General features: G+C 59.7%; 12 protein-coding genes. 11 read left to right on the top strand and 1 reads right to left on the bottom strand.

The window, feature by feature from the left end; translation table 11 throughout:
* Positions 1-462: 462 nt before the first annotated feature.
* The gene (locus V1T76_RS22815) at positions 463-1,521 is read right to left on the bottom strand and encodes an NAD-dependent epimerase/dehydratase family protein (RefSeq protein WP_330562994.1); all 1,059 of its coding nucleotides are present in this window, start codon (positions 1,519-1,521) and stop codon (positions 463-465) included.
* A 539-nt stretch (positions 1,522-2,060) separates the two neighbouring features.
* Here V1T76_RS22815 and V1T76_RS22820 point away from each other — a divergent pair.
* The 11 genes from V1T76_RS22820 to V1T76_RS22870 all read left to right on the top strand — a co-directional run bounded on the left by V1T76_RS22820 (position 2,061) and on the right by V1T76_RS22870 (position 13,490).
* Complete coding sequence (locus tag V1T76_RS22820) at positions 2,061-3,800, top strand: ABC transporter substrate-binding protein (protein ID WP_330562995.1); 1,740 nt, start codon at positions 2,061-2,063, stop codon at positions 3,798-3,800.
* 173 nt (positions 3,801-3,973) lie between these two features.
* Complete coding sequence (locus V1T76_RS22825; RefSeq protein WP_330562996.1) at positions 3,974-5,038, top strand: ABC transporter ATP-binding protein; 1,065 nt, start codon at positions 3,974-3,976, stop codon at positions 5,036-5,038.
* A gap of 12 nt (positions 5,039-5,050) precedes the next feature.
* Positions 5,051-6,142, top strand: coding sequence for an ABC transporter ATP-binding protein (locus tag V1T76_RS22830; protein WP_330562997.1), 1,092 nt, complete (start codon positions 5,051-5,053; stop codon positions 6,140-6,142).
* Positions 6,139-7,005, top strand: coding sequence for a carbohydrate ABC transporter permease (locus V1T76_RS22835; protein WP_006931840.1), 867 nt, complete (start codon positions 6,139-6,141; stop codon positions 7,003-7,005). The genes V1T76_RS22830 and V1T76_RS22835 overlap by 4 nt, the downstream gene beginning before the upstream one ends.
* Positions 7,006-7,016: 11 nt before the next feature.
* Entirely contained in the window at positions 7,017-7,814 is a 798-nt protein-coding gene (locus tag V1T76_RS22840; RefSeq protein ID WP_006931839.1) for a carbohydrate ABC transporter permease, read from the top strand.
* Positions 7,811-8,092, top strand: a complete 282-nt coding sequence (locus V1T76_RS22845; protein WP_023003070.1) for a DUF2160 domain-containing protein — start codon at positions 7,811-7,813, stop codon at positions 8,090-8,092. Before V1T76_RS22840 ends, V1T76_RS22845 begins: the two co-directional genes overlap by 4 nt.
* Positions 8,093-8,264: 172 nt before the next feature.
* Complete coding sequence (locus V1T76_RS22850; RefSeq protein ID WP_006931837.1) at positions 8,265-8,660, top strand: BlaI/MecI/CopY family transcriptional regulator; 396 nt, start codon at positions 8,265-8,267, stop codon at positions 8,658-8,660.
* Positions 8,647-9,834 carry a M56 family metallopeptidase gene (locus tag V1T76_RS22855; RefSeq protein ID WP_330562998.1) on the top strand — a complete coding sequence of 396 codons (1,188 nt, stop codon included), beginning with the start codon at positions 8,647-8,649 and terminating at the stop codon, positions 9,832-9,834. The genes V1T76_RS22850 and V1T76_RS22855 overlap by 14 nt, the downstream gene beginning before the upstream one ends.
* 484 nt (positions 9,835-10,318) lie before the next feature.
* On the top strand, positions 10,319-12,199 hold the full coding sequence (locus tag V1T76_RS22860) for an NAD(P)H-dependent oxidoreductase subunit E (protein WP_330562999.1): 1,881 nt from the start codon (positions 10,319-10,321) through the stop codon (positions 12,197-12,199).
* Complete coding sequence (locus tag V1T76_RS22865; RefSeq protein WP_330563000.1) at positions 12,196-12,924, top strand: 2Fe-2S iron-sulfur cluster-binding protein; 729 nt, start codon at positions 12,196-12,198, stop codon at positions 12,922-12,924. Before V1T76_RS22860 ends, V1T76_RS22865 begins: the two co-directional genes overlap by 4 nt.
* On the top strand, positions 12,921-13,490 hold the full coding sequence (locus tag V1T76_RS22870) for an NADP oxidoreductase (protein WP_148582788.1): 570 nt from the start codon (positions 12,921-12,923) through the stop codon (positions 13,488-13,490). Before V1T76_RS22865 ends, V1T76_RS22870 begins: the two co-directional genes overlap by 4 nt.
* Positions 13,491-13,496 lie beyond the last annotated feature (6 nt).

Below are 13,496 nucleotides of genomic sequence, written 5' to 3' on the forward strand. Positions count from 1 at the left end.
AAGATCGTCGGAACGGCCCTGTCCGATCATGGCGATGCCTATTCATCCGAGTGCAAGATGTAAGACCCGCTTCGGGTTTTCTTCATCAGGAAAGGCGCGGCTTCCGGCTGCGCCTTTTGTTTTTTTGAAAAACCTGGGACTCCCCGGTCCAGGCTCGCGTTTCACTGGAATCAGGGGCCTGGGTTCAATAGCTTTTGCTCGCGAGATTACACCTCACCTGACTTCGGTCGTCACAGGGTTTGGCCCAGTAAATCGTACGTGGACCATGACAGCCGGGGCTAACGTCTGGCTGAAGGACAACGGCATGGATCCCATGGTCGAGCCATGGGGTGACGGGGAGTCAGTAGGAGAAAAGAGGGCATGGATACGGCGATACTTTGCCCAGCTTCCGTCATTGCAGGGCTTGACCCTGCAATCCATGCCGTGACCTCAGCGAACGGAGTGGGTGTAATCTGAAGCGAGCTACTTTCCGAAGGCCCCGGCGTCGATCATCTGTTGGAACATCTCTTCCATGGAAGTCTTCATCGGCCTGTAGGTCACCCCGAGCGCACGTTTGCTCTTGGTGTTGTCGGCGCGCCATTTCACGTCGACATTGTTGGCGACGAATTTCCGGGAAATACCGCCGACAATTGGCCCGACCAGCCAGACGACCCACTTCGGCAGAGACTGACGCGGCACAGGGTAGCGGTCGCCGTATTTCGCGATCAAGGTTTTGCCGAGTTCCAGAATGTTGGTGTTGTGGCCGGAGATGATGTGCCGGCCCTCGGCATGTTCCCTGAAACCTGCTTCCATGTGCGCCCTGGCCAGGTCGCGTACATCCACAACCCCCAGGCCGAGTTTCGGCGCCCCCCTTTTCATGGTGCCGTCGCCCATCTGGCGGACGATGTTGAAGCTTTCCGAGGTTGGCCTTTCATTGAGGGCAGGGCCGATCACCAGCGACGGATTGACGGTGACCAGCTTGAAGCGATCCTGCGCCTCGGCAATCTTCCAGGCTTCCTGTTCCGCGAGTGTCTTGGAATAACTGTAAGGCTGATAGTCGAGGGACGCTGTGATGTTCCAGACGTCTTCGGTCAGAACGCCGCCGGGCGCTTTCGAGCAATCGATCGCATCTGTGTAGATGGCCGCGCAGGAACTGGTGACGACCACGCGTTTGACACCAGGTGTCCGGGCAGCTGTCTCCAGAACGTTCCGTGTCCCCTTCACGGCCGGATCGACCAGTTCCCGTTGCGGGTCCTTGACCGACGTGGTGAAAGGCGAGGCTGTGTGGAACACGAGCGCGCAGCCTGCCATAGCCTCGGCGTAGGAGCCCTCGTTCAGCAGATCGGCCTTGAAGAAGCGCAAGGTGCCGGGTGCTGTGGCTGCAATGTCCTTAAGGTGCGCGGTCTTACTGGTGTCGTCCGGATCGCGGACGGCAGCATGCACCGTTATTCCCGCATCGAGCAATTCTTTCACCAGCCAGCCGGCGACGTAGCCTGTGGCCCCCGTTACCAGCACCGGGTCATCGGTTGAAAAAGTGGTCATTGGCTGCTGTCGTCCCTGCATTGAAGTGCCGTGAAGGCGCTGGCGGTGCGTTCGCCATGAGACATAGCCACTGGAGGGGACGCGTCAATGCAAGAGATTATCTGTGCCGCGGCTGGGGTCATCTCATCACAGGGGCAGGGCAGGGGACTATCATCGGGCTCCGCGCAGCGCCCGCATGTGACCTAATACTCTTTGCCGCAGTGCAAAATATTAATTCAGATTTCGTTTTGCGATGCAAAACGAACGTCAATGGAAGCGTCCTGATGAAAAATATGAAAGACTCGAAACCCGATTTCGTGCTACATATGGTGTCAAATTTATGCCACACTACGGGCATTGCTTGACAAGAAGTCGGGGTTCCGGATCGCATCCGATCGAGGGTATATTCTTGGAAAAGCATTTAAAAACAATGCATTGCCTCTCTGTAGAGGCGGTTTGATTATCTACTAAAAATTTAGTTTGACATCATGGCGATGCTGTGACCATCTATCCCTAGCCGGATAAAGACGGCGAATATTATCTCACGGGAGGAGATGCAGATGCGTAAGTATCTACTCACCGCAGTCGCAGCTGGTGCTGTGCTTGCGGGGGCAGGGTCCGCTTTTGCCGATGAAGCAGCGGCGCAAAAGTGGATCGACCAGGAATTCCAGCCATCCGTTCTGTCGAAAGACGATCAGCTTGCAGAAATGCAGTGGTTCATCAAGGCGGCCGAACCTTTCAAGGGCATGGAAATCAACGTCCTGTCAGAAGGCATTCCGACGCACTCCTACGAGTCGGAAGTTCTGACCAAGGCCTTCGAAGAAATCACCGGTATCAAGGTCAATCACCAGATCCTCGGCGAAGGGGAAGTGGTTCAGGCCGTGCAGACCCAGATGCAGACCGGCCGGAACCTCTATGACGCCTATGTCAACGACTCCGACCTGATCGGCACCCATTCCCGTCTGCAGCTTGCCTACAACCTGACCGACTGGATGAACGGCGATGCCAAGGATGTCACCAACCCGGGTCTCGACCTGGATGACTTCATGGGCACTCAGTTCACGACCGGTCCGGACGGCGACCTCTACCAGCTTCCTGACCAGCAGTTCGCGAACCTTTATTGGTTCCGTAAGGACTGGTTCGACCGCGAAGACCTGAAGAAGGCCTTCAAGGACAAATACGGCTACGACCTCGGCGTGCCGGTCAACTGGTCCGCATATGAGGACATCGCCGAGTTCTTCACCAAGGACGTGAAGGAAGTCGACGGCGTTCAGATCTATGGTCACATGGACTACGGCAAGCGCGCACCGGACCTCGGCTGGCGCATGACCGATGCCTGGCTGTCCATGGCGGGCGCGGGCGACAAGGGTGAGCCGAACGGCATTCCGGTTGACGAGTGGGGCATCCGCATGGAAGCCGGCACCTGTAACCCGGTTGGTGCTTCGGTTTCCCGCGGCGGTGCTGCGAACGGCCCGGCGGCCGTCTACGCCATCCGCAAGTGGGACGAATGGCTGCGCAACTATGCGCCTCCAGGGGCTGCCAGCTTCGACTTCTACCAGTCGCTGCCGGCTCTCAGCCAGGGCAACGTTGCCCAGCAGATCTTCTGGTACACCGCGTTCACCGCGGACATGGTGAAGCCGAAGTCCGAAGGCAACAACACGGTTGACGACGAAGGCACGCCGCTGTGGCGCATGGCGCCGAGCCCCCATGGTCCTTACTGGGAAGAAGGCCAGAAGGTCGGCTACCAGGATGTGGGCTCCTGGACGATCCTGAATTCCACTCCGGTGGACCGTGCGAAAGCCGCCTGGCTCTATGCGCAGTTCGTGGTCTCCAAGACAGTTGACGTGAAGAAGAGCCATGTCGGTCTCACCTTCATCCGCGACAGTACCGTTCGTCACGAGTCCTTCACCGAGCGTGCTCCGAAGCTCGGCGGCCTGGTCGAGTTCTATCGCTCGCCGGACCGTGTGGCCTGGTCCCCGACCGGCATCAACGTTCCGGACTATCCGAAGCTGGCCCAGATCTGGTGGCAGCAGATCGGTGACGTGAACTCCGGCGCCTTCACGCCGCAGGAAGCGATGGACCGTCTTGCCGAGGAAATGGACATCGTCATGGCTCGCATGCAGCAGGCTGACGAGCGCGCCAACGTCTATGGCGGGTGCGGCCCACGTCTGAACGAAGAGTCCGACCCGCAGGTATGGCTCGACAAACCGGGCGCACCGAAGGCCAAGCTCGAAAACGAGAAGCCGCAGGGCCAGACCGTGAACTACGACGAACTGGTCGCACGCTGGGCTGAAAAATAAGCCTTGGCGACATGCAGGGGCATCGTGTCCGCCATGCGGCGCGCGGTGCCCGGGCACCCATCACCCAACAAGCCGGACCGGGGCGTCTCCCCGGTCCACCACCGATCCGAAGCGACAGGGCGCGAAATCGTTGTTTCGCCACTTGCACCTGTCCGGACGCGGGCGAAAAATAAATGTCTCTAGAACTCAAGAACGTCAGCAAGCGCGTTGCAGGCATCACCCATGTCAAGGAAACGAGCCTCACGCTGCATCCCGGTCACTTCAACGTGCTGCTTGGAGAAACCGGCTCGGGCAAGACCTCGCTGATCAAGCTGATGGCGGGCCTTGACAGTCTGGCTAGCGGGCAGATCGTGCTCAACGGCAAGGACGTGTCGCGCCTGTCCGCGCAAAAGCGCAACATCAGCCTGGTGCATCAGTTTTTCGTCAACTACCCGCATATGTCTGTTTTCGACAATATCGCCTCGCCACTGAAGGTCGCGGGCGTTGCCAAGTCGGAGATCGAGGGTCGGGTGGAAGAAGCGGCCCAACTGATGAAGTTGAAGCCCTATCTCAAGCGCAATCCGCATGAACTTTCCGGCGGCCAGCAGCAGCGCACCGCGCTTGCGCGCGCCATCGTCAAGGAAAGTGACGCGGTGTTCCTCGACGAGCCGCTTGCCAACCTTGACTACAAGCTCCGTGAGGAACTGCGCGATCAGCTTCCCGAGCTTTTCGCAGGTCGCGGCGCGGTTGTCGTCTACGCAACGTCAGAGCCGGAGGAGGCACTGCTTCTGGGCGGCCACACGGCCCTTATGACCGATGGCAATGTGGTGCAGTTCGGCCCGACCGCTGATATCTACCGCAAGCCGAAAGACCTGGATGCAGCCAAGGTATTCTCCAACCCGCCGATCAATATTGCCCAGGTGACCAAACAAGGGGACATGGTTGTCCTCAACGAGGTCACGCGCTGGCAGGCGACGGGTGTCGCCTCCGGGCTTCAGGACGGCACATACACCCTGGCGATAAGACCCCATCATGTCATGCCGGTGGAAAGTGCCCATCACACGGTGAAGCTGGACGGCCACGTTCTGGTGACGGAGCTCAGCGGATCGGAAAGCAGCGCCCACTTTGACATGGACGGCAATGCCTGGGTGTCGCTGTCACCCGGGGTTCATCCCTATTCCGTCGGCGAGGTCCACAGCTTCTACCTGGATCCGAGCCATTGTTTCTTCTTTGCGCCTGACGGCCAGCTGGCTGCCTGAGGAGAGGACATCATGGCACAAATCAAACTCTCCAATCTGCGCCACAGCTACCAGCCCAACCCGGCGAGCGATGCGGATTACGCCCTGAAGAAGATCGACCTGACATGGGACGACGGCGGGGCCTACGCCCTTCTTGGCCCGTCGGGCTGTGGCAAGTCCACGCTGCTGAACATCATTTCGGGCCTGCTGGTGCCTTCTGAAGGCAAGATCCTGTTCAACGACCAGGATGTCACGTCGTTGCCGCCGGCAAAGCGCAATATCGCGCAGGTGTTCCAGTTCCCGGTCATCTACGACACGATGACCGTCTACGACAATCTGGCCTTTCCGCTCAGGAACCGGGGGCGCGACGAGGACACGGTCAAGCGCCGGGTCGCCGCGATCGCCGAAATGCTGGAAGTCACCGAAATGCTGAAGGTCCGGGCGGCAAATCTTTCGCCGGACAACAAGCAGAAGATCTCCATGGGCCGTGGCCTCATTCGCGAGGACGTCAACGTGGTGATGTTCGACGAACCGCTGACGGTGATCGATCCCCATCTGAAATGGAAGCTGCGGTCCAAGCTGAAAGAGCTTCACCAGCGGGTCAAGGCGACCATGATCTATGTGACCCACGATCAGACCGAAGCGCTGACGTTTGCTGATCAGGTGGTGGTGATGCAGGACGGCGAGGTCGTGCAGATCGGCACGCCCGTGGATCTGTTCGAACGTCCCGCCCACACTTTCGTCGGTCACTTTATCGGCTCTCCGGGCATGAACGTCCTGCCCTGCGAGGTCCAGAACGGAGCGGCCTTCTTCCGCGGCGAAAGGGTCGCTCTGGAAGGCCCGGTGGCCTCTGCCGGCAATGGCGCGGCGGAAATCGGCGTCCGGCCGGAATTTGTCAAGGTTTCCGCCGGTGGTGCGGGCATTGCAGCGAAGGTTCGCAAGGTTGCCGACATCGGTCGCCACAAGGTGGTTGAGGCGGTCGCGCACGACATGCGCATCAACGCCATCCTGGAGGGTGAAGCGCCCAATGCCGGAGACGACGTGATGCTCGACTTCAAACAATCCCAGACCCGTCTCTACAAGGACGGGTGGCTGGCGAGCCAGCCTGAGGGAGGGGCCCGATGAAAACGCAAAATCAACGCGCCTGGTTCTTTGTAACCCCGGTGCTCCTTCTCGTCGCCTTCAACGCGCTCATTCCTATGATGACCGTGGTGAACTACTCCGTGCAGGAAACCTTCGGCGACAATCTGTTCTTCTGGCAGGGGCTGGACTGGTTCGAGCAGGTGCTTCGTTCCGAGCGTTTCCACAATGCGCTGGGACGGCAGTTCCTGTTCACCTTCCTGATCCTGATCATCGAGGTGCCGCTCGGCGTCGCGATTGCGCTGTCCATGCCCAAGAAGGGCTTCTGGGTGCCGTTCTGCCTGGTCACCATGGCCTTGCCGATGCTGATCCCCTGGAACGTGGTCGGCGCGATGTGGAACATCTTTACCCTGCCGGACATCGGTCTGCTGGGTTACTTCCTGAACCACACCCTGGGCATTTCCTATGACATGACCCAGAACCCGATTGCGGCCTGGGTGACGATCATCGTCATGGATGTCTGGCACTGGACGTCGCTGGTGGTGCTGCTGGCCTATGCCGGCCTGGTCTCGATCCCGAACGCCTATTATCAGGCGGCGGAAATCGACGGGGCGTCCCGCTGGGCCGTGTTCCGTTTCATCCAGTTGCCGAAGATGAAAACGGTGCTGACCATTGCCGTGCTGCTGCGCTTCATGGACAGCTTCAACATCTACACGGAGCCTTTCGTCCTGACGGGCGGCGGTCCGGGCAACTCCACGACACTGCTGTCGATCGATCTCGTGAAGATCGCGCTGGGTCAGTTCGACCTTGGACCGGCAGCCGCCATGTCCCTCATCTACTTCGCCATCACGTTGTTCGCCTCCTGGCTGTTCTACACGCTGATGACGATGAACGATAACAAGTCCTGAGGAGAACCGTCATGCGCCTGAAAAGCCTGGTTCCCATCCTTTACATTCTCTTCCTGATGTTGCCGATCTACTGGCTCGTCGCGATGAGCTTCAAGACCACCAACGAGATCCTGTCCGGGTTCACCCTGTTCCCGCAGACCTGGACCTTTGCCAACTACATCGACATCTTCACTGATCCGACATGGTATTGGGGGTACATCAACTCGATCATCTACGTGACCATCAACACGGTCATTTCGATCACCGTTGCGCTGCCGGCAGCCTATGCGTTCTCCCGCTATTCCTTCGTGGGCGACAAGCACCTGTTCTTCTGGCTGCTGACCAACCGCATGGCGCCGGCCGCCGTCTTCGCGCTGCCGTTCTTCCAGCTCTATTCCGCCGTCGGCCTGTTCGACACGCATCTGGCCGTCGCCCTGGCGCACTGCCTGTTCAACGTGCCGCTGGCGGTCTGGATCCTGGAAGGGTTCATGAGCGGGGTGCCGAAGGAACTGGACGAAACCGCCTATGTGGACGGCTATTCCTTCCCGCGCTTCTTCATGACGATCTTCCTGCCGGCAATCAAGTCCGGCGTCGGGGTGGCAGCCTTCTTCTGCTTCATGTTCTCCTGGGTGGAAATGCTGCTGTCCAAGACACTTACCGCCGTCGAGGCGAAACCCATTGCCGCCGTGATGACCCGAACCGCTTCCTCCGCCGGTTACGAACTGGGTCTGCTGGCGGCCGCCGGGACCCTGACTATCATTCCCGGCGCCATCGTCATCTATTTTGTCCGTAACTACATTGCCAAGGGCTTTGCCCTGGGGAGGGTATGATGCTCGGTTGGATGGCCTGGACCCTGCCGACGGCACTGCTGTTCGTCGGTATCTTCTCTGCAATCGGGGTGCTGACGGCCCTGGAAGTGAAGTTTCCCGGCGGGGCTGCCCGGAGGGGCGTCCTGGGACTGGAAACGACCCGCGGTGACCGCCTCTTCATCACCTTGCTCGGAACGGCCTATATTTTCCTGGCCTGGCTCGGCCTGGTGGGCAACCCGCTCTGGTGGCCGCTTGCCCTGAGCATCGGCTGGGGCGTGTTCTGCTTCTGGAAAGTCTGATGTGACCAAAGGCGCGCGGGTTTCCCGTGCGCCTTTGGTCCATTAGGACAACTCAATGATGCGAGAAACCCGAACCTCTTCGTCGACTAAAGACATAGTAATTTCCGATATTCTGGTGCATGAATAGATGTTGTAAGCCACATTCATTTTCCGTGATCGGTACAGGACTGTAATGAGAAAGCGTAAGAGCAACGAGTTTTTGACCGAAGTCGAGCTGGAGTTCATGACCGAACTCTGGAAACTCGGCGAAGGCTCCGTGCGGGACATCCTTGCATGTCTGCCGCCGGAGAGAAAACTCGCCTATACGTCCTGCGCCACCATCATGCGAATTCTGGATGAAAAAGGCTTCGTGGACAGCCGCAAAGAAGGCAAGACATTCATCTATTCCCCTCGGCTGACCAGGGATACCTACCAGTCCCGATCTCTCCGAAATCTGTCAGAAAAACTGTTCGACGGCACGCCTGCGTCCCTCGTGGCCCGGCTTGTCGATGAATACGAACTCACGGGAGACGATCTGGAGGAAATCAGAGCGTTGCTGGACAGGAGGAGGACAGATGACGCTACTTAACCAGATTTTCGATATCTATATCGATCTGAACATCACATTGGCCATCACCGCACTGGTGTGGCTGGGCGCCAAACTTCTGCTGGCCCGTTCCGGCAGAAAGGTCGATTTTTCCGTGCAGCTCGGGCTGCTGAACGGCTTGTTCGCCCTGATCCTGCTAACGCCTTTCGCTGTTATGGGCTACCAGCACATGCTGTCGGCGGAAGTGGTCCCCCGGACCCTGTCCGTCAATCTGGCTGATTATGCCGTGTCGCAGTATCTGCGTGGCGGCATTGCCATTCCAGCGGAAGACTTTCAGTCATTGCTGGGCCTGCGTGCGCAGCTCAGTGAAAAGATCCTGACCCTGTCTACTGGCGTCGGAGCCGGAATTGCCTTCGCCTTGTTGGTCGGGTTCAGCTATTTCGCATTGAAGCTCGTTCTCAGTTTCGTCCGATTGTACCGGGTGCTGGCCACCTGCCATGAATGGCGGAGCAACGGCCGTGTGCAACTGCTCTTGTCGGACCGCGCAATGGTGCCGTTCTCGGCACGCGGCCTGAAGCGTCACTATGTGGTCATCCCGTCCGATCTTCTGGCCGAGCCGGAGGACCTGAAGCTGGTTCTCAAGCACGAGTTCCAGCATCTGCGCCAGGGTGACGTCACCTGGGAAATCGGACTGGAGTTGCTGCGGCCGCTGTTTTTCTGGAACCCGTTCTTCTACATGTGGAAGTCCGAAGTCGAGCGTCTGCGTGAACTGGCCTGCGATCAGAAGGTCGCGGAAAACGCGCATGTGGATCTTAGGTCCTACTGCATGTGCCTGCTGCGGGCTGCCCAGGCGGGAATCCGCAAGCGCCAGGACAGGGAAGCCCGCAAGCGTTCCGTTGGCATTGCTGCCGTTGCCCTTCTGGAAGTGCAGGACAAGCTGCTGCGCCGCTCACCGGCAGCGAAACTGCGCCGCCGGGTGGAAGCGCTCCTGGAAACCAACCGGGTGCGCCCGCATTGGGGCGTAACCTGTCTGGCCGTCTTGCCCATGGTGGCAGTGGTGTTTCTGTCGGCTCTGTCGATCCAGAAACCGGCCGACTGGAGCCAGGACCGGCTGATGCTGTCTGCGATCATCAACCTGGAACGGCTGGAAACCAGAAACGGTTCGAACGGGCAGTTGCAGGCCTATAACACCTTCGCGCAGCGCCCGCTGCGCTAAGAGATTTCGCGCTGCTCCGGCCGTCCCGCCGTCCGGAGCAGGGACATAGGTCCCACCACGCTCTCGTGAGATGACGCAAGCACGTGCTTGCGTACGGCACTGCTTGCGCAGATGGCGCTTTCTCTCCCGGTATCTTCACGGCATTCGACATTGAACATTCCGCTAATCGCGTGGTTGCCGAAGGCAAGTGCCCATGAGACCGGTGCCGAAACCGTATTCGGCTGACGCAAGGTGAGGGCACAGGCTGCCCCGATTTTATGCAGCTTGATCTTCCTCAAAGACGTTGCCCTGCAAGTCTGGGAGCGTGAGGCCACCGGGAAATTTCACAAGTCTGTCGCGGGTCGTTGCCATCATGTGCGGCAGATCGGTTCGGCCTCAAATCGATTTAGGGCAGGGCGAAACCCGCGATCGGTTCCGGAAGGGGGCGGGGCATGTTTCGTGCCTGCCCGAGGCAGTCAGCATCGAGTATCGGAAGGGAGGGGCCATGGATAACGGGCAGAAGACCGGAAACGGGATCTCGACGGCCATCTGCGGAACCGCACCTGTTCCCGCCGAAGAGATCGACGCGATCTGCGCGCAGTTCGGCAATGACAAGCATCGCATGCTCGACATCCTGCGCGAGGTGCAGGACCGCTACCGCTGCATTGCCCCTGCGACCATGGATCATATCGCCACTGCCACCGGTCTCACGCGGATCGAGGTGGAAGGTGTTGCCAGTTTCTACTCGTTTCTCTCGCTGACGCCGAAGGGCAGGGTCACCATCCGGCTGTGTGATGATATCGTCGACCGCTTCTCCGGCTTATCGGAAGTTGCCTGTGCCTTTGAAGAGGTGCTTGGGGTGAAGGTCGGCGAGACCAGCAATGATGGCGCTTTTTCGCTGGAATACACCCCATGCATCGGCATGTGCGATCAGGCGCCGGCTGCGATGGTCAATGACATCATCCTGACGAAGCTGACACCGGAAACGGCGCGCAGCGCTGCACAGGCGCTGAAGGCTGGCCAGCGTCCGGAGCAGCTGATCAGCGAACGGTTCGAGGAGCTGACACCCTCCGAACGCGCCTTGCATATGGTCGACAACAACATTCGCCATGCGGGTGAAGTGTTGCTCGGTCCCGTTCCGGAAGACGCCGGGCTTGCAAAGGCGGCCACGATAACCCCGACGCAGATCATATCTGCTATTGAGGAAAGCGGGTTGCGTGGCTGTGGCGGCGCGGGCTTTACCACCGGCCGGAAATGGCGTTTTGCCGCCAGCGAGCGTGCCGAAAAGCACTTCGTCATCTGCAATGCGGATGAAGGCGAACCGGGCACCTTCAAGGACCGTGTTCTTTTGACCGAACGGCCGCATCTCCTGATCGAAGGCATGACGATTGCGGCAAGAGCCGTCGGTGCGCACGAGGGCATCCTTTATCTGCGCGGCGAATATGTCTATCTGCGCGAGCTTCTGCAACAGGTGCTGGAAGAGCGCCGCCGGCGGGGCCTGCTCGGCACGGACATACTGGGCGTGAAGGGCTTCGATTTCGATATCCGCCTGCAGCTCGGCGCGGGTGCTTATATCTGCGGTGAGGAAGGTGCGCTCATCAGCTCCTGTGAGGGCCTGCCGGGCGAACCCAAGACGCGGCCGCCGTTTCCGGTCAATCGCGGCTATCTCGGGTATCCGACGGTGGTCAACAACGTGGAGACCTTCTGTCATGCCGCCCGTATTCTCGACGAGGGCGCGGCCTGGTTCAATGCGATGGGCCTGGAAGGGTCGCACGGCACCAAGCTGTTCTCCGTCTGCGGCGATTGCCTGAACCCTGGCATCTATGAACTGCCATATGGGCACACGGTCTGGGAACTGCTGGCGATGGTTGGCGGCGAGGATGCCGCAGCGGTGCAGGTCGGGGGACCGAGCGGCACGATGATTGCCCGCGACAGCTTTCACCGCAAACTGACGTTTGACGACCTTGCGACCGGTGGTGCGATCATCGTCTTCAACGGCGAGCGCAACGTTCTGGAGATCGTCGAATATTACATGTCCTTCTTCGTGCATGAGAGCTGCGGCTATTGCACGCCCTGCCGGGTCGGCAACGTCTTCCTGCAGAAGGCGATCCAGAAGTTCCGCAAGGGCCTCGCGAACCCGGAAGACATCGACTACCTCAAGGATCTCTCCGGAACGATCATCGAGACCAGCCGCTGTGGCCTCGGTATGACGTCGCCCAATCCGGTTCTCACCACCTTGAAGAACTTCCCGCTGGTCTATTCGGCTGTGATCAAGCCGAGCAAGGACGGCATTCGCGACACGTTCGACATCCAGTCGGCCATCGACGGTGCGCGCAAGATCGCCAAGCGCCGCTCCTATATCTTCGACAAGGATTTCACCCAATGAGCGGCACGAAGAGAGAGACCGGCTTTACCTTCACCATCGACGGGGTGGAGATCACCGCCTATGCAGGTCAGACCATCATGGAAGCTGCCGACGAGGCCGGGGTTTATATTCCGCGGCTATGCGACCACGAAGGCCTGCGCCACCAGGGCAGTTGCCGGGTGTGTACGGTGAAGGCAGGCGGGCGCAGCGTGGCGGCCTGTACGCAGCCGGCGGCACCAGGGCAGGCGGTGGAGAACGAGACCCCGCATCTGACCAAGATGCGCCGGGACCTGGTGGAGATGCTGTTTCACGAGGGCAATCACCTTTGCCCGATCTGCGAAGCCAGCGGCAATTGCGAACTTCAGGCCATGGCCTATCGGCTGGACATGACCGAAGCCACCAGGTTCCCCTATCTGGAACCGTGCCGGGCGCTGGATGCCTCGCACCCCGACATCGCGCTGGACACCAACAGATGCATCTCCTGCGGGCGCTGCATCCGCGCGTCCCAGGACGTCGATGGCAAGGGTGTGTTCGGCTATGTCGGCCGCGGCATTCACCGGCGGGTCGCGGTCAATGGCGAGAACCTTGCCGACACGGATGCGCAGGTGAGCGATCACGCCATTTCAGCCGAAGTCTGCCCGGTCGGCTGCATCATCCGCAAGCGCGTCGGCTTTGCCGTTCCCATCGGCGAACGGGAATTCGATCATGGGCTGATCGGTCATGACATCGAGGAGAAGCGCAAATGAGCGAGCTGCCCAAAGCCCGGATCGCGACCGCGTCTCTTGCCGGCTGTTTCGGCTGCCACATGGCGATCCTGGATATCGACGAACGCCTGATCGATCTGATGCAGCTTGTCGATGTCGACCGGTCTCCGCTGACCGACAAGAAGCGGTTCACCCAGCGCTGCGACATCGGCATTATCGAGGGTGGCTGCTGCAACGAGGAGAACGTGCATGTGCTGCATGATTTCCGCCGCAACTGCGATGTGCTGATCGCGCTCGGTCAATGTGCGATCATGGGCGGCCTGCCGGCCATGCGCAACGCGATCATGCATTCCGACGCGCCGCTGCGCGAATGTCTGGACGAGGCCTATATCACCGGCAAATACATCCGCAACACCACCCACAACGTGCCCAACGACCCGGCGCTGCCCTTGTTGCTGGACGAGGTCTATCCGTGTTCCCAGGTGGTGGAGATCGACTACCAGATCCCGGGCTGCGCACCGAGCGGGGACATCATTTTCGACACGCTTTCCAAGCTGCTGACCGGCAAGTTCAGGGGCTTTGAGCGTGACATGATCAAGTTCGACTGAGGGCGA

The organism is Roseibium sp. FZY0029, assembly GCF_036350355.1.
In the GTDB taxonomy this organism is placed as follows: domain Bacteria; phylum Pseudomonadota; class Alphaproteobacteria; order Rhizobiales; family Stappiaceae; genus Roseibium.